This is a genomic window from Aneurinibacillus sp. Ricciae_BoGa-3 (genome assembly GCF_028421645.1).
GTDB lineage: Bacteria > Bacillota > Bacilli > Aneurinibacillales > Aneurinibacillaceae > Aneurinibacillus_B.
Genome location: NZ_CP116887.1, coordinates 1940743 through 1963745 on the forward strand (window position 1 = coordinate 1940743; position 23003 = coordinate 1963745).

A 23003-nucleotide genomic window follows, 5' to 3' on the forward strand; every position below is an offset into this window, starting at 1 on the left:
CTTTATATTGTAGCCTGTATCGGTTCTTTTAGGTCATCAAAGGCTGGCTTTTTTTTGTCCGACAGAATTTTTATCTCCTTAAATCCGCTTTTTTCATTCCCGTTATCCCGCATAAAGAAGCGGAGATTTTGCAGGGTTAGGCTAACGGCTTCACCGATGCGGTACTGGGTAAACCGCTGCTGTTCGGTGCTGATCTCAGCCTCCAATGCCTCATCGTTATCGTGCCTTTTTAGTTCAATGCGAACTGTGTCTCCCACATGCTGGATATGGTGGATGAAGGCACTCAACAGACCTGATTCTTTCGGCTGCCGGCTGATGAGAATTTCGTGTGGCCGGACAAATCCGACTGCAGGTCCGCAGTGTGCGGCAGCTGTACTTTCTGCTTTAATCGTAACAGGTCCAACATGAATATAACCGTTGGCTACTTCCCCCTCGATTTGATTCACTCTGCCAAGGAAGCTGTAGACAAAAGGATTGGCTGGCTGGCTGTACACCTCTTCAGGCGTGCCGATTTGTTCAATTTTGCCCTTGTTTAGAATCACAACCCGGTCCGCAACCTCTAACGCTTCCTCCTGGTCATGGGTGACAAACACCGTTGTGATTTGCAGTCTGTCGTGCAGTTCCCGCAGCCAGCGCCGTAAATTCTGCCGAACCTGCGCATCAAGTGCCCCGAATGGCTCATCAAGCAGCAGGATACCCGGGTCAATGGCAAGGGCTCTGGCCAGCGCCACTCGCTGCCGCTGGCCGCCAGATAGCTGTGAGGGGTATCGCTTTTCCAGCCCCGACATCTCTACAATGTGGAGCAGTTCTTCTACCTTGGCGCGAATTTCTTTCTTGGAGGGCCTTTGTTTGCGCGGGCGGACCCGCAGGCCGAACGCAATATTTTCAAAGACGTTCATGTGTTTGAACAGCGCGTAATGCTGGAAAACAAAGCCTACATTAGGTTTGTGCTGTTGGCTCATAAACGGGTCAGCTCCATCAAATAAAAGCTGTCCTTCGTCCGGTTGTTCCATGCCTCCCAAAATGCGCAGCAGTGTCGTTTTTCCCGAGCCTGATGGGCCAATCAGGGCGATTAATTCCCCTTTTTTAATATCAAATTGTATTTGCTGCAGCGCTTGAAGGCTGTGAAAGTTTTTCGATAGGTTAAGCAGCTCGATGTTCAACATCATCACTCCTTGTCACGGATAAATCTTTGCTGGCTTTCCATTCAACCAGGCTTTTTATCACAAGCGTTAACAGGGCAAGCAACGCGAGTAAGGAAGCCACAGCAAATGCGGCAGTAAAGTTGTACTCGTTATAAAGAATTTCAACGTGCAGCGGCATCGTATTGGTTAACCCGCGAATATGGCCAGATACCACGGATACCGCACCGAATTCTCCCATCGCCCGTGCATTGCAAAGAATGACTCCATATAGAAGACCCCATTTAATATTGGGAAGGGTCACCCGGAAAAAAATCTGCCAGCCGCGTGCACCCAGTGAACGGGCGGCTTCTTCCTCTTCTTTGCCTAAGGCCTGCATGGTCGGAATCAGCTCGCGTGCCACAAAAGGCACCGTTACAAATAACGTGGTCAGAACCATGCCGGGAAGGGCAAAGATGATGGTGATGTTGTGGGCATCCAGCCAGTTGGCAAAAAAACCTTGTGCCCCAAACAGCAGAACGAAAATCAAACCGGATATGACAGGAGAAATAGCAAACGGAACATCGATTAACGTTAAAAGAAGATTTTTTCCCCTGAACTCAAATTTTGTCACGAGCCACGCAGCAATAACCCCAAATATTAGATTGAGTGGAACGGTAATTCCTGCAATCAATAGCGTAAGCCGGATGGCTGATAGGGCATCTTCATCCGAAACGGCAGAAAGAAAGGCGTTAAAACCTTCCGCAAAAGCCTGAAAGAAAATGGACAGAAGCGGCAGCAGGAGAAAGACAGTAAGGAAAACGAGTGCCAGAACGGTTAACAGAATGCCTAGCACACTTATCCTGCCTTTCTTTTTTTTGGGGGATGACGGTTTTTGTTCGGCCCAAGCCTCCATATGGATGCACCTCCTATGCTTTGTGCTGTTTAATGCCGGTGCGCCACTGAATCATATTTATCAGGAACAGGAGAAGGAACGAGACCACAAGCATCACGCAGGCAATGGCCGTTGCGCCTGCATAATCGAACTGTTCCAGTTTCGTCATAATTAACAGTGGAGCGATTTCTGTTTTCATCGGCATGTTGCCTGAAATAAAGACAACAGAGCCGTATTCACCCAGCGCGCGGGCAAATGCGAGCGCGAAGCCGGATAACAATGCTGGAAACAGTCCGGGGAGGATCACTCGCCGAAAAGTTTGGAGGGGAGTGGCTCCCAGAGAATGGGCAGCCTCCTCCATTTGTGCGTCCATATCTTCCAGAACGGGCTGTACGGTCCGAACGACAAAGGGCAGCCCAATAAAAGTGAGTGCGATAATGATCCCGAGGGGATTAAAAGCAGCCTTAATTCCAACTGAGGCCAGAATCCCTCCGATCCACCCTTTATCTGAATAAATCGCCGTTAAGGCAATCCCGGCAACTGCGGTGGGCAGCGCAAAGGGGAGATCCACAAGTCCGTCAATTATTTTTTTGCCCGGAAAACGGTAGCGAACGAGAACCCAGGCCACGAGCAGGCCGAATACCATATTGATTAACCCTGCAGCCAGCGATGTGCCAAAGCTGATGTAATACGCATGCATCACCCTGGGGGATGCAGCGGCAGCCAGGAATTTGTCCGGGCTCATTGCTGCCGATTTTATAAAGAGAATCGATAGCGGCAGAAGGACCAGCACCGTTAGATACAACAGGGTGTAGCCGAGTGTAAGGTTGAAACCAGGCAGCACGCGAAACGGTTTACTGCGGCTTGTAGATTTCATCAAAGGTGCCTCCGTCATCGAAGTGTTTCTTTTGTGCGCTCGCCCAGCTGCCAAACAACTGGCTGACGGTAAACAGATTCATTTTGGGAAACTGCTGTTTATATTTTGCTGCAATAGATGGATCCAGTGGTCTATAGTAATTTTGCGCGGCAATTTCCTGGCCTTCTCTGGAATACATATACTGCAGGTAGGCCGCCGCTACTTTTCGTTTGCCATGTTTATCCACGACCTTATCAACCACCGCCACAGGGGGTTCGGCTAGAATGCTTTCCGGCGGGTAGACAATTTCAAATTGGCCTTTTCCGAGCTTATTCACGGCAAGCAGGGCATCACTTTCCCATGATAGAAGGACATCACCAATTCCGCGCTCTGTAAAGGTGGTTGTAGAGCCTCTTGCCCCTGTGTCGAGCACCGGTACGTTATTGAAAAGTTTGGCCATGAATTCCTTGGCCTTACCCTCATCGTTGTTGCTGTGTTTTAAAGCGTATCCCCAGGCAGCGAGATAATTCCAGCGGGCACCTCCTGAAGTTTTCGGGTTCGGCGTAATGACAGATACCCCTGGTTTAATGAGATCATTCCAATCCTTTATACCTTTCGGATTTCCTTTCCTGACCATAAAGACAATGGTAGAAGTGTAAGGCGAGCTGTTTGAAGGATACCGCTGCTGCCAAGAAGGGTTTAGAAGCCCTTTCTGGGCAATGGAATCAATATCATATGCGAGCGCCAGCGTAACAACGTCGGCCTGTAAACCATCAATAACTGCACGGGCCTGCTTCCCGGAGCCCCCGTGAGATTGTTTGATGGTGACCTGCTGGCCGGTTTTGTTCTTCCAATAGTCTGCAAAGGATTTATTATAGGCATCATACAGTTCCCTTGTGGGGTCATATGAAACATTTAACAACTGCACAGCGCCATCGGCTCCTGGGTTACCTGCGCTTGCTGCAGATGGTTTGCCGGATGAGCAGCCGACAAGCGATGCCAGCAGGAAGGTTATCATGGCAAGTAGAGATACACGTTTATAGTTCATATCAATCTCCCCCTTTGATATATTCCAGATAGAAGGACAAAATAAAAGGCTCCATACCAAATACCAGGTTGGATGAGGATTTCCCGGTAAGGTAAAGAGCCTTCAGTCGTCTGATCGGCTTCGCATTACTAATTATTATATAAACAGCTTTTTTTTGGTGGAAGCCTGGCTGCGCCTATTTTTCGGAGTCGGCGGCTCGGTGGAAAAGCGTTTTTTCTCGGTTCGTTCCACCTGGATGATCTGTGAATCATGGACAACAATGAGAATGGAGCCGTACTCTATCGCCTCAAGCGCCTGGAGAATATAATCTATTTTTTCCTGGCTTAAATTTTTAAGCAAGACTCATTCCCCCTATAACGGACTTGATATTCCCTTTTATGACATCGTCCAATGTTATAGAATCAAGCACGCATGCTATCGTATCCCTAATCAGGGACCAGAGCGGTTTAAGCTTACAGCCGTTTTCAAGCAGGCATGGTTCATAGGAGCTTACGCTAACACACCCCATTGGGGCCAGCGGGCCCTCAAGCTTTCTAACCACTTCGCCGATGAAAATGTTTTCCGGCGGAACGCTAAGTGTGTAGCCGCCGTATACGCCCCGCTTACTTTTTACGAATCCGTGATTTTTTAACTGGAGCAGAATCTGCTCAAGATAATTTACGGGCACGGCCGTCCGCTCTGCGATTTCTCCAATGGAAACCACATGCTGTCGGTTCTGGCCAAGCACAATCAATGCCCGCAAGGCATATTCACCTTTTGAAGATATCTTCAACCTGATTCCCTCCAATCTTGATAAAGATGAGCAGCACAGTCGACATTGAACTACACCCTTAGCCTATGCCTAGGCAGCATAGATGGTTCCGCGTTTTCTGCGTTTAAAAATGGTTGCTTATACATACCCTAAAGCGGGACAAACTGCCGGCCATGACGTCTTTGCAAAAGCTTTATTTTTTGGAATAAAACAAGGCCATAATAAACGAAAAAGGAGTGTTACATAATGAAAGTTGGATTGGTTGGACTTGGCAAGATGGGCTATAATTTATGTTTGAACATGCTGGATAAGGGACATGAAGTTGTAGCATTTGATCGTGATCATTCCACTGTAGAGAAGCTTGCGCACCAGGGTGCTGAAGGTGTGGACACCCTCTCTGTACTTGTAGAGAGCCTGGAGAAGCCTCGCGTGATTATTCTCCTGGTTCCTGCCGGCGAGATAACAGGCAGTGTGATTTCGGAGTTAGCTGGCCTGGTGGATAAAGGCGATATCATAATAGATGCAGGCAATTCGATGTATAAAGATACGCTTCGCCGCTATGAAGAATTAAGAGCGCAGGGCATTTACCTTGCAGACTGCGGAACAAGCGGCGGCATGGAAGGGGCCCGCCACGGGGTATGTACGATGGTTGGCGGGGATCCAGAAGCAGTGGAAATTATTGCACCGCTATTTGAAAGCATTTCAGTGGAAAATGGATTTATGAAGACAGGAAAGGCAGGCAGCGGACACTTCCTGAAAATGGTCCATAACGGCATTGAATACGGCATGATGCAGGCGATTGGTGAAGGGTTTGAAATTCTCGATAAGAGTGATTTTACTTACGACTATGAGGCGGTTGCGCGAGTCTGGAACAATGGATCTGTCATCCGCAGCTGGTTGATGGAACTTATGGAAAGTGCTTTCGCGAAACAGCCGAAATTGGAAGATATTCGCGGAGTTATGCACTCATCCGGTGAAGGGATCTGGACAATTGACGCAGCCCTCGATTTCAAAGCCAGCATACCGGTTATCGCGATGTCTCAATTTATGCGTTTCCGTTCCCTCGAAGATGATACGTTCCATGGAAAGGTGGTTGCGGCTCTTCGAAATGAGTTTGGCGGCCACGCCACCGTCAAAAAATAAACGGAAAACTCATCTGAACCTGTCCATTAACGGCAGGTTTTTTGTGCTCTATGGTGTGCTATAATGGACGAATAAAGAGAGGATTCGCGAGGATGAGCAGGGAGGAGAAGCAGGAGTATGAGATCTTATACAGAAGAGGCTAACGGAATATTCCCATCCGTCTGCCCATTAGATTGCCCGGACCAGTGTGGTCTGTTAATCCATAAAAAAGACGGAAAAATTGTAAAAGTTGAAGGGGATCCTGGCCACCCGGTAACACAGGGGGCCATCTGCAACAAAGTGCGAAATATGCCTGAGCGCATTAATGACCCGAACCGTCTGAAGTATCCCATGAAGCGTGTGGGTGCGAAAGGGGAAGCCAGGTTTGCGCGGATAACATGGGAAGAAGCCATCGATACCATTTCCTCCACCTGGAAGGCTCTTATAGCCGAACACGGACCGGAGTCGATTCTCCCATACAGTTTTTACGGCAATATGGGCAACATTGGAACAGAAGGCATGGATCGGCGCTTCTTCAACCGGTTGGGTGCAAGCCGCCTGGAGCGGGCCATCTGCCAGTCTGCGGGAACGGCTGGCTATGGCTATACGATGGGTGGCAGCTTTGGGATCGATCCCGAAGATACCCTTCATAGCAAGCTTTTTATTATGTGGGGCATTAATGCCGTCAGCACGAACATGCACCAGGTCGCCATCGCAGAAAAGGCCCGCAAGAATGGGGCAAAGCTTGTGGTCATCGATGTGCATAAAAACCGTACAGGACGCTGGGCTGATTGGTTTATTCCTCTTAGGCCGGGAACTGACGCAGCGCTTGCACTTGGGATTATGCATGTGTTATTTAGAGATAAAAAGGTAGACGAAGAATTTCTCCAGGCATACACCGTGGGCCATGAAGAATTACGGGCGCATGTCGCGCAGTATGACCCCGCGACGGTTTCTGTAATAACCGGCGTGTCAGTGGCCAACATCGAAAAATTGGCGACACTCTACGGCGAGACAACCCCTTCATTTATCCGCATTGGGAATGGGCTTCAGCACCACGATAATGGAGGGATGGCCATCCGCACGATTTCCTGTCTGCCGGCTTTAACAGGGCAGTGGATGCACAGGGGCGGCGGTGCGATTAAGGGCAACAGCGGCTTTTTATCCCATAATGAGTACGCTTTGCAGCGACCGGATCTCCTGGCAAATAAAAGAACCCGCCAAATCAACATGAACCGGCTGGGCGATGCCCTGTTGGATACGGCTCCACCTGTATATTCGTTGTACGTGTACAATAGCAATCCGGCAGTGGTGGCTCCTGACGGCAACCGCGTGCGTTCAGGGCTCAAGCGTGAAGATTTGTTCACGGTGGTACATGACCTTTTCTTGACGGAAACAGCCCGCTATGCAGATATCGTACTGCCTGCGACTTCTTCTTTTGAAAATACGGACTTTTATTCCTCGTACTGGCATCATTTTATCCAGATTCAGCAGCCAGTTGTCGAGCGTTATGGTGAAAGCCTGCCCAATGTGGAAGTCTTCCGCCGGCTAGCGGATGCGATGGGTTTCGAAGACGAAGCGTTTAAAGACACGGAGGAAGACATGATCCGTCAGGCGCTGGACAATCCCCGCAATCCCTATATACAAAATATTACCTTTGAGGAACTGGTAGAGAAGCAGTATGTAAAGGCTGACGTCAAGCCACTATTTCCGGGCAGGCTATCGACCCCTAGCGGCAAAATTGAATTGTATTCTCAACAAATGAAGCGTAGAGGATATGACCCGCTACCCGCCTTCACACCTCTGAAAGAAGAAGGGAATTATCCGCTTATATTTATAGCTGCTCCTAATCATAACTTTTTAAACTCAACTTTCTCTAATAATCAGAAGCATGCGTCCATGGAAAAAATGCCGCGGCTTTCAATCAGCAGAGAAGATGCAGGTAAATTCGGAATTGAGGACGGCATACAGGTGCGGATATGGAATGATCGCGGGGAATGTGTGCTTACAGCCTCGGTTGGCGATGACGTATTGCCAGGTGTGGTGGTAACTCAGGGTCTCTGGTCAGATGTGCCGGGCACAAAACAGCTGGTAAACTCCCTGACTCCAGATAGGCTTGCTGATATGGGGGGCGGAGCCACATTCTTTTCAGGTCGTGTGGCTGTTACTCCGGTGTAACTGTTGAAGTGAACTTGGGCCCAGGTCCAATTGCAGGTGTTAAATCCCATGCACCATAAAAAGCAGCTTTCAAAGGGAACCTTGATACCCGGGGAGCTGCTTTTTATTATGGATAACAACGATAGGTAATCGTATGCCAGGAGCCTTCTACTTTAGCGAAAGTTTTTTGCAGCTTCCATTGTAGTGGGGAAAGTGGACTAAGCAAAGATTTTTTGTAAGATACATCAAGGGCGGGGATCGATGAGAGACTATTTGACATTGTTAACGTTGCTTTTGCTTCTCTGATAGGCTATCCAATCGCCATTCGGGACTTTTTGAAAGCCAGCTGCGGTGTCATATATTAAGGTAATGGCTTCAACTTCGCCAACACGAGTAAATACGGTGATAAGTTGATGTTTGTACTGGTGCAAAGGGGTTCGTTTGTTATATTGTTCTGCAAGTTTCACACAAACCTGGAACTGCTGCTCGTCCATTAAATACAGTTCACCACGAACAATTTCCTTCCCATAGGTCATAACGGCATAATCATTTCCCGTATCAAATAAGGCACCTTTTACCCATGCATTCTCTTCTATTAAAACAGCTGAATTACAATAATAATAATTCGCTTCACCCATTCGCATGGTTCCATACACAAATACATACATGGTATCATTTCACCTTCCTGTTTTTAGAATAGCCCGGATAAATGCACTACCACTGTATTTAAGTACTATTACCATCTTACAATGCATTTTACAAATATAAAAGGAAAAGGGAAAAAATGGTCAAATGTATAGATAAAATGACGAGGGGTGTAGGACTTTGCGTGTGTATGTTTTACTAGCCATAATCTTTATTGGGACTTTCATCCAAGTATATGTGACCCATGACAGTCTACGGCTGGTAAAATTCAGCACCCCACAATGCAACCTAGTAATCGGGATATCCTGCACAACAGGGTGCTGACTGAATGTATCGCTTGTAAACAAAACATAGTCTACTCAAGCCGCTGCTGCTGGCAATTGCCTCACTATTTGTTTTTTGATTTTTTCTTGTTTTGCAAATTATAACAATGTTCGATAATGGATTGTCTTTCGGATTCTGCGATCTCTGTAAATTCCACCGCGATATTTTTTGTTTGATTGCCGTTTAACAGAATGCGGATGACCTTGGAGTGGAAGATAATATTCCGGTTCTCGTTCAGAAACAAAAAGCCAGTAATTTTATCACCAATATGGGCGTCAAAATTTTCTTTTACCGTAAATGAAAGGCCACCGCCGCTGATATCATTCGTTTCGGTTCTTTCACTGAGAGTGTGTTTATTAAACTGCAGCAGAAGAAGCTGTTTTTGATCTTCAATTCTAAAATATTTTCTGCGCTGTACCCGCATGATTTTGTTTTTCTCAACTTTATGCAGGCGCAGCACAAATGGTTTGTTATACACGCGTTCCAATACGGTGTCAAAGTAATTCTTCACTTGTTGATTATCATAAAAAATGACGCGAACCACTCTGGGTTTGTCTACATATATACTTTTTCCATTGAGCGGGTTATAGGGGAGTTCTATAAACCAATGATTATCATCCCAGTTACTTAGAAAACGTGATATTAACTCTCCATCCTCCTCTAAATTAAAAGGGGCTTCTTTCAGATAAATCGCTTTTCCGTTTAAAGCATCCACCTGCTGGTTCACCTCACAAATTATATATGTTTCCGTTTGAGCAGTATGCCTCACTATAGGCAGAATAGCTCTAATACATTAGAACTACTAATTTTTTGTACTGATTATAACATAAAAACCTACTTATTTTAATTTTCTTACTATGAGATGTGGAAATTTTCTTCTGCTCTTTATTCCATATAAATACGAAACCTATAAAGCCTGTTGAACAAAAAAAGCAGGCTCCGATCTGGCGCTGGAGGCCTGCTTTCTATTAGCGTTGTGTGAATGTAAGGTTACTTGGAAGCAGGGGAACCTGCTTGCAGGATGAACTTTTGAATGACATGCCGAACGCCCTCGTTGTTGTTGGTCAGGGATACATAGTCGGCTTTTTCCTTCACTTCATCTACGGCGTTTCCCATCGCGATACCTAAACCGGCACAGTTTAGTAAATCGAGATCATTGTAACTGTCGCCAATTCCGATGATCTCAGACTGTGAGATATTAAGCTGTTTGGCCAGGTGGAGGAGAGCAAGTCCTTTATTAGCTTCTGGGTGCATAATTTCGAGGAAGTAAGCTTTAGACTTCGTAACATGTGCGCGTGCACCAAACTCCTTCGTCAATTCCCCCTGCAGGGTTTCCAAATAATCAGGATCCTCAAAGAATAGTACTTTGGTAAACCCTCTGTCTGCGAGGCGCTCAAGATTCGGTTCAACTGTATAAGGAACTTTGGATATGGTGACATATTCACGGATGCGGTCATTTTCTGACGGTGTGTATAGAATATCATCCTGATAAACCTGGATATGGAGATTTTTTTCTCTGGCAATCTCAATGAGCCGCCGTGAAATATCGGGAGAGACAAGACGTTCATACATCACATGTTTTTCTTCCATATCTTTTATCAGGGCTCCCTGGTATGTAATTAAAGGTACATTGAGGCCGAGCTGCCTGGCAAACGGGCGGGCAGCCGGGAACATCCGGCCAGTCGCAATCGTCACAACCACACCTTGTTTTACCGCTTCCTGAATGGCTTTAACCGTACCGGGTGATATCATCAGGTCGTCGTTCAGAAGCGTATCATCTAAATCAATCGCAATCATTTTATACATAAGCGTCTCCTTGTGAATAATCTTATCGTCATACTCCTAATAGGGCTGATTGGACGAGAAAAATCAACTGCAACCCCAAGTTTTGTAACCATCATACCATACTTTTTTCCAAAAATCGCAGCAGCACCATCGCTGGCGTCGGCTCTCCTGCCTCAGAATCGTTCTAACACTCTGGGATCTGGATTATGGTATGATAAAGGAAGCAGACTTCCATTAATCAGGGCGGTGAACCATATGGAACGGAAAACATTTAGAGATAGCCTTGGACGCAGTGTGAGTGTCTTATACCCTCCACAGCGGATTGTATCCTTGTGTCCATCGATTACTGAAACGCTCTATGCGCTCGGTTTAGGTGATCGAGTCGTGGGGCGAACGCGGTATTGCATTCATCCAGCCGGACGAATTGAGCAGGCCACGATCGTGGGAGGCACGAAACAGATTTCAATGGAAGAAATGGATAAGCTCGAACCCGGCTTAATTATTGCGGAGAAAGAAGAGAATCCAAAGGAACTGGTGGAAGAGCTTGCGCAGCACTATCCTGTGTTTGTCTCAAATGTAGAAAACTACGCAGATGCACTTGGCATGATTAGGGAGTTGGGGCAGCTTACCGGATGCATCAGCCAGTCCGAACAAATGGTGCGCGACACCGAGCTACGGTTCACCTCAATTAGCGGGTTTGAAGGCTTGCGAGCGGCTTACCTCATCTGGCGTAAACCGTACATGGCAGCTGGTCAAAACACTTTTATCCATTCAATGATGCAGCGCTGCGGGTTTGTGAATGTGTTTGCTGGTTACAATAGCCGTTACCCGACCGTAACGTATGAGGATTTTGCCAAAGAGAAACCGGACATCATTTTGCTATCATCTGAGCCTTTTCCGTTTGGTGAAAAGCATCAGGCAGAATTCGCCCAACGCCTGCCTGGTATGAAAACGATGCTCGTGGATGGCGAGATGTTTTCCTGGTATGGATCACACATGAAAGAAGCTGCCGATTATTTTAACAAGTTAATGAAAACCATAAGGAGTTTATAACATACAGATGAAATCATTAGTATTAGCAGAGAAGCCAAGTGTTGCGCGGGAGATTGCCCGCGTGCTCGGCTGCACCCAAAAAAACAAAGCGTATATCGAGGGTCCCAAATATGTCGTAACCTGGGCGCTGGGGCACTTGGTGACGCTTGCGGAACCGGAAGATTATCATCCAAAGTATAAAACGTGGAACCTGGAAGATCTGCCAATACTTCCTGAACACATGAAGCTGAAAATATTAAAAGAAACGTCCCACCAGTTTAAGGCTGTACAGTACCTCGCGAAGCGAAACGATTTATCCGAGTTGATCATCGCGACAGACGCAGGGCGGGAGGGGGAGCTGGTTGCCCGCTGGATTATGGAACTCATCAACTGGAAGAAACCTTTTAAACGCCTCTGGATCTCCTCCCAGACGGATAAAGCGATTAAAGAAGGGTTTGCCCAGTTAAAACCCGGCAAAAATTATAATGCGCTGTATGATTCGGCTGTATGCCGCGCTGAGGCCGACTGGCTAATCGGTCTTAATGTGACCCGCGCACTGACGAGCAAATTTAATGCGCAGCTCGCCGCCGGGCGTGTTCAAACCCCGACCCTGGCTATGATGGTACAGCGTGAAAATGAAATTAAAAACTTTAAGCCGGTCGAATATTGGACACTGCAGGCTGACTTCGGTACGTTTACTGCTTCCTGGCGGGATGCGGGTACGAATGAGGCACGCCTGTTTGACCGCCAAAAAGCTGAATCCATTCAGCGAAAGGTAGAGGGTGCGCAAGCGCACATTGCAGATATTAAAGTACGCGAGAAAATAGAACCGCAGCCGCTCGCCTATGATTTGACTGAACTGCAGCGGGATGCCAACAGGCGTTATGGTTTTTCAGCCAAGCAAACTTCAAACGTCCTGCAGCGGCTGTATGAGCAGCACAAGCTTGTCACGTATCCGCGTACCGATTCCCGGCATTTAACAACGGATATGGTGCCTACTCTGAAGGCGCGGCTCGACATCACGGCGGTCGGCCCGTATGCTTCTCTGATTCGCCCCCTCCTAAAAAAGGAGCTGCCAATCACCAAAAGAATCGTGGATGACAGCAAAGTGACCGATCACCACGCCATTATACCGACAGAGGAGCGGGTTGACCTTGGGGCGCTCTCAAACGATGAACGAAAGCTGTATGACCTGATTGTAAGAAGGTTTATCGCTCTTTTTTATCCGGTATACAAATACGATGCCAAGACGATTACCGTTGAAGTAGCGGGAGAAACGTTCACCGCACAGGGCAAAACGGTGCGCGATAGCGGATGGAAAGCCGTTTACGGTGGCGGCCATGCAGACAGTATGGAAGAAGACGGGGACGAACCGGAAGATCAGGAGCTGCCTGATGTTAAAACAGGGGCGGCTGTCCATGCGAAATCTTGCGGCCAGCGCAGCCAGCTGACGAAGCCGCCGCAGCGGTATTCGGAAGCTATGCTTCTCACGCAGATGGAAAAGAACAACCTTGGGACACCTGCAACACGGGCGGACATAATTGAGAAGCTCTTGCAGAGCGATACGATTGAACGCCAGGGAGGCCGGCTTTTCCCGACGAAAAAAGGGCTTCAGCTGATGGACCTGGTTGCAGGCGAGCTACGTTCCCCTGAGCTTACGGCAAAGTGGGAAAAAGAGCTGGAATCCATTGCCCGCGGCCGGGGAAACAGCGGCGAGTTTATTAAGGGAATCCGGCAACAGACGATTGAGATGGTAAAGACAATTAAGACAAGTGAGACCGAGTATAAACCGCATAACGTCACCGGTTCACGATGCCCGGACTGCGGCCAGTACCTGCAGGAATTTAAAGGCAAACGAGGAAAAATGCTGATTTGTCCTGACCGATCATGTGGCTACAAACGCACCGCAGAAAAACAGCTCTCCAATCACCGGTGTCCGCAATGCCATAAGAAAATGGAAATTCGCACCGGAAAGGCCGGCAAGTACTTCCAGTGCAAATCTTGTTCTGTGATTGAAATGCTGGAAGACAAGAGCGGAGGCAGCAAAATTAACAAGCGTCAGGAGCGAGAGCTTGTCAAGAAGTACAGCAGCAATGAAGGGTTTACATCAAGCCTGGGCGATTTGCTAAAAGCTGCTCTAGAAAAACAAAACGATTAAGGCTGGTTGATTATTTTAGCCCTCAGTTCAACCACAGCCCGCAGCATGCGCTACAGGGAGCATGCTGCGTGGACTTTTTATCGTATAAGAAGTTATTTCGTTTTAAAGTATTAAGGTTATTTCTACTGGGACCGATAGGTCCCTTTCTCTTTGTAGATATGGAAAGCTTATGTGCTTCACAGTGTTGAAGTGCCTTGAGCGATTTTTTAAATGGGACCTCCGGTCCCGAAACACCCAAGAAAAATATCGTGAGGCGCATGTTCGCACCTTTTTTCCCCCAGGCCGAAAGGAGAGAGCGGCATGGCCCGCGATGTTTTTCTCAGTATATTCCAGCATACAAAAGAACGCCTGTTCTGTGTTAAGATAAAGAAACAGACTTAAGTTGGAGGAGGGGAAGAGATGCCGCTTCGTATTGTAACCGGCCGCGCCGGAAGTGGAAAAAGTACGTTTTGCATGGGAGAAATACGGCAGGAGCTGGAGAAGGAACCACTGGGCGCGCCGCTTGTATATATTGTACCTCAGCAGATGAGCTACCAGGCGGAGAATGAGCTTGCGATGTCGACTGGGCTGAACGGAATGATGAGGGCCGAGGTGCTAAGCTTTCAAAGGCTCGCCTATAAGGTTCTCCAGGAGGTAGGTGGCCTTTCCCGGATTCATGTGGACAGCACAGGCATTAAAATGGTGCTGCGCAAAATTGTACAAAACCGGAAAAGCGAACTTCGCGTTTTCGGCCGGGCTGCTTCACAGACGGGGTTTACGGATAAACTCGAAGAAATGTACGGTGAGCTTGCGCGCCACTGTGTAACGGTACAAGACCTGGCCGCAGAACGCGAGCGAATGATGTCTAGTATGGCCCAGGGTGAAGACTCTGGATTTCTTGCTGATAAACTTCACGATATGACGATTATCTTTGAGGAACTGGAATCGTATCTAAGCGGACGCTATCTGGATGCTGAACATTACCTGCCGTTGCTTGCGGAGCGTATTCCCCGTTCTGCATTTGTTAGCGAGGCAAGCTTCTGGATCGATGGTTTTGATTCTTTTACACCTCAGGAATACAGCGTGCTGCTGGCACTGTTAAAGGGCTCCAGGAAGGTTACGGTTACCCTGTGCATGGATAAGCCCAGGCATGATGCAGGCGACAGTGAGTTTGATGTATTTTATACGCCAAATCATACATACAGCAGGCTTCTGCGCCTGGCGGAGAAGAACCGGGTATCTATTGAACAGGGTGTTGCACTCCCAGTTGACAGACAGGATTTGCCAAGGTTTCTACAAAATCCGGCGCTTGCCCACCTTGAGGCCCAATTCAATGCGAGGCCTCCGGGGAAATTTACAGCAAACCCGGAAGGGATTTTGGTACAGAGCGCCGCAAACAAAAGGGCGGAAATAGAGGGTGCCGCGCAGCGAATCCTTTCTTTGGTGCGGGACGGGGATTATCGTTTCCGCGATACGGCAGTTCTCGTGCGGGATATGGAAAGTTATGCAGATCTAATCGAAACCGTATTTACAGACTACCAGATTCCTTTTTTCCTCGATCACAAACGTTCCATGCTTCATCATCCTTTAACGGAACTCATCCGGTCTGTGCTTGAAGTAATCGAATACAACTGGGGCTATGAAAGTGTTTTCCGCTGTATCAAAACGGACTTTCTACCCGCGCCGCTGCCGGAAGAGAAGACGCGGGAGTTAAGAAATAGGCTAGACCGGTTGGAGAATTATGTGCTGGCTTACGGAATCGAGGGCTACCGTTGGACAGAAGGACGTCCATGGAATTACAAAACCTATCGCGGGCTGGACCAGGAAGCAGAAAATCCGAATCGCCCTGCTACCGAGCACGAACGGGAAGTGGAAGCTGAAATGAATGTGCTGCGCAACCGGATTGCGGCCCCTATTCAGGTGCTGCAGCGGGATTTGCACAAGGCAGGGTCTGTCCGGGGAATGTGTGAGTCGCTATACCGCTTTCTTATCTCACTTGATGTACCGGAGCGGCTAGAGGTGTGGAGCGGTAAAGCGGTGGAGGATGGACAGCTTGACCGGGCACGTGAGCATGCCCAGGTATGGCAGGAAGTGATTCATATGCTGGATCAGCTGGTGGAAGTTATGGGAGATGAGGCCGTTTCAATTTCTGACTTTATGTCCATGATCGAATCCGGCCTAGAAAGTCTTCGCTTTGCGTTGATTCCACCTGCAGTTGATCAAGTGCTGGTGGGAAGCTTGGACAGAACAAGGACGAGCAATGTTGCCTGTATGCTGGTGCTTGGTGTGACCGATGGAGTCATACCCGCCAGGCAGAAGGATGACGGAATGCTGTCCGACAGTGAAAAGGCCCGACTTAAAGAAGCGGGGCTGGAACTTTCACCCGGCAGCGGGCAGAAATTGATCGAAGAAGAATTGATGATATACCGTGCCCTGTTGTCTCCGACACGGCAGCTCTATTTGAGCTATCCGCTTGCGGATGAGGATGGAAAAGCCCAGCAGCCGGCCGGCCTGATTAAGCGGATTAAAGACATGTTCCCGTTGCTTACAGAACAATTTATACCTGCGGATCCGGGGGAGCTGCCGGTAGAGGCCCAGCTGACATGTATCACCAATCCGGCGCGGACGCTATCCTACCTTGCAGCCCGGATTCAGCAGTGGAGGCGCGGCTACCCAATGGCTCCGCTATGGTGGGACGCCTACAACTGGATTGCCCAGCACGAACCTGTGCAAAGCCGCTATGTACTTGGCAGCTTGTTCTACTATAACCAGGAGCGCAACCTGAAACCGGAGACCAGCCGGAAAATTTACGGACACCATATTAAGGCGAGCGTCTCCCGAATGGAGATGTACAAGTCGTGTCCATTTTCGCAATTCATGTCATACGGCTTGAAACTAAAAGAGCGGGAATTATACCGGGTTGAAATGCCGGACATCGGCCAATTGTTTCACGCAGCTCTGCGGATGATTGGGGAACATATGCGCCACGAGCAGGTTAACTGGGGTGAACTTGGGACTGATGAGTTGAACGAGCTTGCGGCTGAAACGGTTGATGGACTTACCCCTTTCCTCCAAAAACAGGTGCTGTTAAGTACAAACCGAAACAAGTATCTTGCCTATAAGTTGAAAAACGTAGTCGGGCGTGCCGCGCAAGTGTTAGGTGAACACGCCCGCCGCAGCGAGTTTACGCCGCTTGCTCTCGAAATGGCGTTTGGCGGGGGCGGTCCCATCCCGCCGATCGTTTTTACGCTGCCGAATGGCTGCAAAATGGAACTTGTCGGGCGAATTGACCGGGTTGATGGTGCGGTAGGGTCGCAGGGTCTGTTAATCCGTGTAATGGATTATAAATCAAGCCAGAAAGGGCTGAATTTATCCGACATTTATTTCGGGCTTGCCCTGCAGATGCTTACGTATTTGGATGTTCTCGTTACCCACTCGGAGCTGGTCTTTGGACGCAAAGCGATCCCGGCAGGTGTCCTTTACTTCCACGTCCACAATCCGATCATCAAAACGCAGCCGCCTTTCAGTTCTGAAGCGGTATTCCGCGAAATCGTAAAAAGCTTTAAAATGAAGGGCCTTGTACTGCAGGATGAAGAGGTGGTGCGTCTGATGGATACCAGGTTCGAATCCGGCTATTCGGAAATTTTACCGGTAGCGATTGGAAAGAATGGCTTTTATTCTAACGCTGCTGTTGCTTCGCTTGAACAGTTTGACCTGTTGCGCGGGCATACGCGCCGGATGATCTATGAGATCGGAAAGGATATTACCGATGGCGTCGTGTCCATAGCGCCATACTGGAAAAGGAAGGAAACCCCCTGCACGTTTTGCTCGTATAAACCGGTCTGTCAGTTTGACCGGGAGATGCCGGATAACGATTATGTGGTGCTTCGGGAGGAACCAAAAGAAACGCTCTGGGAAAAATTCGTGCTAGAGGGAGGAGGGATTATGAATGCTTGAGAAACCAGCAGATGCGACCTGGACGGATGAGCAGTGGGAAGCGATAGCGGCGCGCGATGCTAACATCCTGGTTGCAGCCGCAGCGGGGTCTGGCAAAACGGCGGTCCTTGTTGAACGGATTATCAGGCGGATAAGTGAAAAGGAGAGCCCGCTTGATGTTGACAGGCTGCTTGTGGTCACATTTACGAAGGCAGCCGCTTCCGAAATGCGCCAGCGGATCGGGGAGGCCATACAGAAAGCCCTCGCTGTTGATCCATCCTCACTGCATTTGAGGCGGCAGCTGACATTGCTGAACAAGGCGTCGATTATGACCCTGCACTCCTTTTGCATGGAAGTGCTGAAACGTTTTTACTACTTAATTGACCTTGATCCGGGATTTCGGATAGCAGATGAGGCGGAAGCTGAACTGATGCGCCAGGACGTGATGGAACAGCTCTTTGAAGAGGAATATGGTTTGGCTGACCCCGCCTTTTTCCGGCTGGTCGACAGTTATTCGGGTGACCGCAGCGATGCCGCGCTTCAGTCGCTAATCCAGCGCCTGTACCATTTCTCCAGAAGCCACCCGCGGCCTGACGGCTGGCTCGCGGATATGGCCGCCATGTATCACGTCCATAATTTGGTTTCTTTTTACCGGCTGCCCTGGTTTGGTGCCATTCAGGATGACGTGCGGCTTGAATTGCGCGGCCTGTCTACGATGCTTCGGAGAGCGGAGATCCTGGCACAGTCAGAAGGAGGCCCGCTGCCTTATCTTGAAACATTAAATCTTGATCAACAGTTGGTTTACACACTTATTCAAGCGTCCGAACAGACGTGGGACGCGCTGTATGAGGCGTTTGCGGCAGCCACGTTCTCCACCTTAAAGAGGTGCAGCGGCAAAGATATCGACGCGGCCAAGAAAGACCAGGTCAAAGCGATTCGTGATGAAGTAAAAAAGCGCGTGCTGGCTATTAAGGACGAACTATTTCGGATGGCCCCTGGGGATTATCTGCAAAATGTCCAGGAAAACGCTCCGTTTATGAATAAAATTGTTCAGCTTGTCCTGTCTTTTGAAGATCGCTACAGGCAGGCAAAGAAGGAGAAGGGCCTCGTGGACTTCTCCGACCTGGAGCATTTTACGCTTCAAATTCTGAGCGATACGGATTCATCTGCAGATGAACTGAAGCCCTCTGCTGCGGCGCTTGATTACCGGTTGCAATTCGAAGAGGTCTTGGTGGATGAATATCAGGATACGAATGCGGTTCAGGAAGCGATCGTGAGACTTGTCAGCCGCCATGATGACCATCAGAGGGGAAACCTTTTTATGGTGGGGGATGTCAAGCAGAGCATCTACCGGTTCAGGTTGGCCGAGCCGGAGCTGTTTCTGGACAAATACAAGCGGTTTACGCCTGGCGGTGGAGCGAACGGCTGGCGCATTGATCTGGCAAGAAATTTTCGGAGCCGCCGTGAAGTCATCGACGCAACCAATTTCTTCTTTCGCCAGATTATGAATGAAACGGTCAGTGAAATCGCCTATGATAAGGCCGCTGAACTGGTTCTGGGCGCTGCTGATTACCCGGAAGTGGAAGCCGCTGATATGTCAGTGGACGTGTTGTTGATTGATCGGTTCGTCGAGAAGGAAGATCCGGATGATTCCGAGGACGACAGTGCCATGCAATCCATTGATGTGGAAATTGAAAATGATCCCCATGCTGCGCCGCTGGATGCATCTGAACTGGAGAATGTGCAGCTTGAAGCAAGGCTTGTTGCCCGTAAGATCAAGCAAATGATTTCAGGGGATGCGGACGGCCATGGCAGGCAGTTTGTTTACGATAAAAAGAACAAAGTGATGCGGCCTGTAGAGTATCGCGACATGGTTATTTTAATGCGGGCCACCAGCGGTTGGGCTGAAGCGATGGCGGAGGAGTTTAAACTTCAGGGAATTCCCGCCTATGCAGAGGTATCAACAGGCTATTTTAGTGCCACTGAAGTAGAGATCATGACCTCGCTTTTGCAGGTCATTGACAATCCGTATCAGGATATTCCCCTGACGGCCGTTTTACGGTCGCCTATTGTGCGGCTAAACGCGGATGAGCTTGCGCAGGTGCGGCTCGCGAATAACGAAGGTAGCTTTTATGAGGCTTTAGTGGCTTTCATCGCTGAGCAGGAGGATCCATCAACAGCGGCGGAGATGACGTCGGAGCTTAACCCAGATCTTCACTTGAGGCTGATGTTATTTGTGGAGCGGCTGAACAGGTGGCGTACCGAGGCCAGACAGGGTTCGCTGTCTTCGCTTATCTGGCAAATATACCGCGAAACCGGCTACTACGATTTTGTCGGAGGTTTGCCGGGTGGCAGGCAGCGACAGGCCAATCTGCAGGCGCTGTATGAGCGGGCACTCCAATATGAATCAACCTCTTTCCGCGGACTTTTCCGCTTTTTGCGGTTTATTGAACGGATGCGAGGCCAGGGCAGTGATCTTGGAGTGGCACGGTCCTTGAGCGAGCAAGAGGATGTCGTGCGGATTATGACGATTCATAAAAGCAAAGGCCTGGAATTTCCCATAGTCTTTGTTGCTGGCCTGGGCAAATCGTTTAACTTTATGGATGTAAGGGGTTCTTTCCTTCTTCACAAGGAACTGGGCTTTGGCCCTCGGCACGTGGACCCCGAGCTGCGTGTGACATTTCCGACGCTGCCAAATATCGCGATAAAGCGGCGGATGAAGGGTGAGCAGCTCGCAGAGGAGATGCGCGTGTTATACGTAGCGTTAACAAGAGCAAGGGAAAAACTGATTCTCGTTGGCACCCTGCGCAATCTGGAAAAAGCCGCAGCGAAATGGGCAAACACGCTGGCATGGCCGGATTGGACACTGCCGGATTTTGAATTGGCCAGGGGAAAGACCTTCCTTGATTGGCTGGGACCGGCGTTGATCCGGCATAAAAATGCCACGCCGCTTCTCCGCTATATTGCCGAACCGGAGCAAGCGGTGGCAGAAGTGTACAATGACTCGTCCGTTTTCCGGATCTTTACGTACCTGGCGGAAGAATTCGTGGAACCAATGGAAGAAGATTCGCTCAGCCGGAGTGAAATTGAACAGGCCTTAGAACAGGGGCTCCCCGTTACAATGGAAAGCCCATTTAGTGAAAAGGTAGCGGCTCAGCTTCAATGGAACTATGCTTATCGGCAGTCTTCTCATCAAATGGCGAAGCAGTCAGTTTCCGAAATAAAACGCCGCAGCCAAAAGATGGCCGCTGAGGAGCAGACAGATGCATATGGCATCCCTCTTTTCAGGCGGGAGTCTGCCGAGCGCCCCCTTTTTCTAAGTGAAAAAAAAGTGACAGCTGCCGAACGGGGAACAGCCATGCATACGGTGATGCAGACCATTCCATTTGAACCTGTACCTGACGCCGGGCAACTGGAAGCGTTCATTGCGCAAATGATTGTGAATGAACAGCTGACCGAAGCGGAAGCTGCTTCTGTTGACAGGGAAGGGATTCTGGCGTTTTTCACATCTCCGGCTGCAGAACAGATAAAGAGAGCCCCCCGCGTATTCCGAGAAATGGCGTTTAATCTCGCTGTTAATGCTGACGAACTTGATCAGCAAGCGAGATTAAATGGGCTTAACTCAGATGCCGGCAAACCGGGAGCAGCGTTCATCCAGTCAGTAGCAGGTGCCCAAACGGATGGTGAAAAGATTATCATACAGGGTGTGATTGACTGTCTGCTGGATTATGGGACAGGTTGCATTCTCTTAGACTATAAATCAGACGAAACGGAAGGCTTAACTGATGAACAGCTGGCAAGGCGTTATCAAACCCAGCTTGATTGGTATGCGAAGGCGGTTGAACGGATCGTGAAAAAGCCTGTGCTGGAGAAAGTTCTATACTTTTTTAACGGCGGCCGCACGATCCATGTCTAAGCGGCGAAGTATGCCTAAGACGATATATGACTATGCGGACATGACTAGTAAATCGGTAGAGAGAAGGGGTGATAGACGATGAGAATCTTACACACGGCTGACTGGCATTTCGGCCGCTCCCTCGAGGGGCGGAGCCGGTTGCCTGAACAGGAGGCTTTTGTTGATGAACTGTATGAAATTGTTACCCGGGAAAATATTGACTTAATTCTGATCGCCGGCGATGTGTTTGATACGGTGAATCCGCCAGCCGCAGCGGAGCAGCTATTTTATGACTGCCTCGCGAGACTTTCAGACGGCGGAAAACGCCAGGTGGTGATTATCGCAGGAAATCATGACAATCCGGACCGCGTTGCGGCATCCCGTCCGCTAGCTGACCGGCATGGAATCACCCTGCTTGGATTGCCGGAACCTACTGTATTATCGATTCCCATTCCGGCGGTCCAGGAAGAAGCCCGTATTTTTGCGCTTCCCTATCCGTCTGAATCACGTCTGCAGGCCTTGCTTGCGGAAAGCAGCGAGGAAGAAGTGCTGCGCAAGGCTTACGATCAGAAACTGGCCCATATTTTTGAGGTGCAAAGCCGTAAGTTCAGCCCGCATACGGTAAACCTGGCTATGAGCCATATATACGTGCTGGGCAGTTATGAATCCGATTCAGAGCGGCCGATACAGGTAGGAGGAGCGTATACGGTGTCCGCGACGACCCTTCCGGCTGCCGCGCAGTATGTGGCGCTTGGCCATCTGCATAAACCGCAGAATGTACCGAAAGCTCCCACGCTTGCCCGCTACTCAGGTTCACCGCTCGCGTACAGTTTTAGCGAAGCAGGCCATGCCAAATCGGTAACTGTATTGGACGTGAAGCCCGGTGAACCTGCCCGCATGGAAGAGATATTCCTGTCTTCTGGCAAACCTCTTGTGAGATGGGAGGCGAAAGAAGGCCTCCAGCAGGTACACGGCTGGATTGAAGAGGGGCGGGATCTCGGCGCGTGGATCGACCTAAAAGTGCATGTAGCCGATTCGATTCCGATCGAGGATATACATAAGCTTCGCAAAGCGCATGAAGGTCTGATTACGATACAACCCGTATACCCCGCAGCTCAACTGGAGAGCGTAACCGTTTCGCGTTCAGGTCTGCCGATTGATGAGATGTTTCGCAGTTTTTATGAACGCCAAACCGGCGGGGCCAAACCGGACGATGAAACCGTCCGGATGTTTCTGGAGCTAATCGGAGAAGACGAGCTGGACGCAGAACTAGAGTCCTGATATTACACTGGAAAGGGG

At 49.2% G+C, this 23003-nt stretch carries 16 protein-coding genes; 7 read left to right on the forward strand and 9 right to left on the reverse strand.

The genetic code is table 11. From position 1 onward, the window contains the following. Window positions 1-2 precede the first annotated feature (2 nt). The 6 genes from PP175_RS09955 to PP175_RS09980 form a co-directional block, all read right to left on the reverse strand. Window positions 3-1163 (reverse strand): sulfate/molybdate ABC transporter ATP-binding protein, encoded by a 1161-nt coding sequence (locus PP175_RS09955; RefSeq protein ID WP_272443234.1) that lies wholly within the window; start codon window positions 1161-1163, stop codon window positions 3-5. Continuing rightward, the gene (gene cysW, locus PP175_RS09960) at window positions 1144-2037 is read right to left on the reverse strand and encodes a sulfate ABC transporter permease subunit CysW (protein ID WP_272442596.1); all 894 of its coding nucleotides are present in this window, start codon (window positions 2035-2037) and stop codon (window positions 1144-1146) included. Before cysW ends, PP175_RS09955 begins: the two co-directional genes overlap by 20 nt. Before the next feature lie 13 nt (window positions 2038-2050). Next, a complete protein-coding gene (gene cysT / locus PP175_RS09965; protein WP_272442597.1) occupies window positions 2051-2893 on the reverse strand; it encodes a sulfate ABC transporter permease subunit CysT in 843 nt (280 codons plus the stop codon). After that, window positions 2871-3920: a sulfate ABC transporter substrate-binding protein gene (locus PP175_RS09970; protein WP_272442598.1), complete on the reverse strand. Its 1050-nt coding sequence runs from the start codon at window positions 3918-3920 to the stop codon at window positions 2871-2873. Before PP175_RS09970 ends, cysT begins: the two co-directional genes overlap by 23 nt. A gap of 135 nt (window positions 3921-4055) precedes the next feature. Beyond that, on the reverse strand, window positions 4056-4259 hold the full coding sequence (locus tag PP175_RS09975) for a YezD family protein (protein ID WP_272442599.1): 204 nt from the start codon (window positions 4257-4259) through the stop codon (window positions 4056-4058). Next, the gene (locus PP175_RS09980) at window positions 4252-4692 is read right to left on the reverse strand and encodes an RrF2 family transcriptional regulator (protein WP_272442600.1); all 441 of its coding nucleotides are present in this window, start codon (window positions 4690-4692) and stop codon (window positions 4252-4254) included. Before PP175_RS09980 ends, PP175_RS09975 begins: the two co-directional genes overlap by 8 nt. Before the next feature lie 225 nt (window positions 4693-4917). Here PP175_RS09980 and gnd point away from each other — a divergent pair, with 225 nt between their 5' ends. Both gnd and PP175_RS09990 read left to right on the forward strand, forming a co-directional pair. Then, a complete protein-coding gene (gene gnd / locus PP175_RS09985; protein WP_272442601.1) occupies window positions 4918-5814 on the forward strand; it encodes a phosphogluconate dehydrogenase (NAD(+)-dependent, decarboxylating) in 897 nt (298 codons plus the stop codon). A 117-nt stretch (window positions 5815-5931) separates the two neighbouring features. After that, window positions 5932-7971, forward strand: coding sequence for a molybdopterin-containing oxidoreductase family protein (locus tag PP175_RS09990; protein ID WP_272442602.1), 2040 nt, complete (start codon window positions 5932-5934; stop codon window positions 7969-7971). 248 nt (window positions 7972-8219) lie between these two features. Here PP175_RS09990 and PP175_RS09995 read toward each other — a convergent pair whose 3' ends face one another. From PP175_RS09995 to PP175_RS10005, 3 genes are all read right to left on the reverse strand, one after another. Then, window positions 8220-8618, reverse strand: coding sequence for a gamma-glutamylcyclotransferase family protein (locus PP175_RS09995; RefSeq protein ID WP_272442604.1), 399 nt, complete (start codon window positions 8616-8618; stop codon window positions 8220-8222). A 365-nt stretch (window positions 8619-8983) separates the two neighbouring features. Further along, entirely contained in the window at window positions 8984-9634 is a 651-nt protein-coding gene (locus PP175_RS10000) for a flagellar brake protein (protein ID WP_272442605.1), read from the reverse strand. Between the two features lie 275 nt (window positions 9635-9909). Next, entirely contained in the window at window positions 9910-10725 is an 816-nt protein-coding gene (locus PP175_RS10005) for a Cof-type HAD-IIB family hydrolase (protein WP_272442606.1), read from the reverse strand. Window positions 10726-10959: 234 nt separating this feature from the next. Here PP175_RS10005 and PP175_RS10010 point away from each other — a divergent pair, with 234 nt between their 5' ends. The 5 genes from PP175_RS10010 to PP175_RS10030 all read left to right on the forward strand — a co-directional run bounded on the left by PP175_RS10010 (window position 10960) and on the right by PP175_RS10030 (window position 22985). After that, a complete protein-coding gene (locus tag PP175_RS10010) occupies window positions 10960-11757 on the forward strand; it encodes a helical backbone metal receptor (protein ID WP_272442607.1) in 798 nt (265 codons plus the stop codon). Window positions 11758-11764: 7 nt separating this feature from the next. Next, window positions 11765-13894, forward strand: coding sequence for a DNA topoisomerase III (locus PP175_RS10015; RefSeq protein ID WP_272442608.1), 2130 nt, complete (start codon window positions 11765-11767; stop codon window positions 13892-13894). Between the two features lie 399 nt (window positions 13895-14293). Next, window positions 14294-17830 (forward strand): helicase-exonuclease AddAB subunit AddB, encoded by a 3537-nt coding sequence (gene addB / locus PP175_RS10020; protein ID WP_272442609.1) that lies wholly within the window; start codon window positions 14294-14296, stop codon window positions 17828-17830. Then, window positions 17823-21725, forward strand: a complete 3903-nt coding sequence (gene addA / locus PP175_RS10025) for a helicase-exonuclease AddAB subunit AddA (RefSeq protein ID WP_272442610.1) — start codon at window positions 17823-17825, stop codon at window positions 21723-21725. Before addB ends, addA begins: the two co-directional genes overlap by 8 nt. A gap of 78 nt (window positions 21726-21803) precedes the next feature. Next, window positions 21804-22985, forward strand: coding sequence for an exonuclease SbcCD subunit D (locus PP175_RS10030; protein WP_272442611.1), 1182 nt, complete (start codon window positions 21804-21806; stop codon window positions 22983-22985). The last annotated feature ends 18 nt before the right edge of the window (window positions 22986-23003 follow it).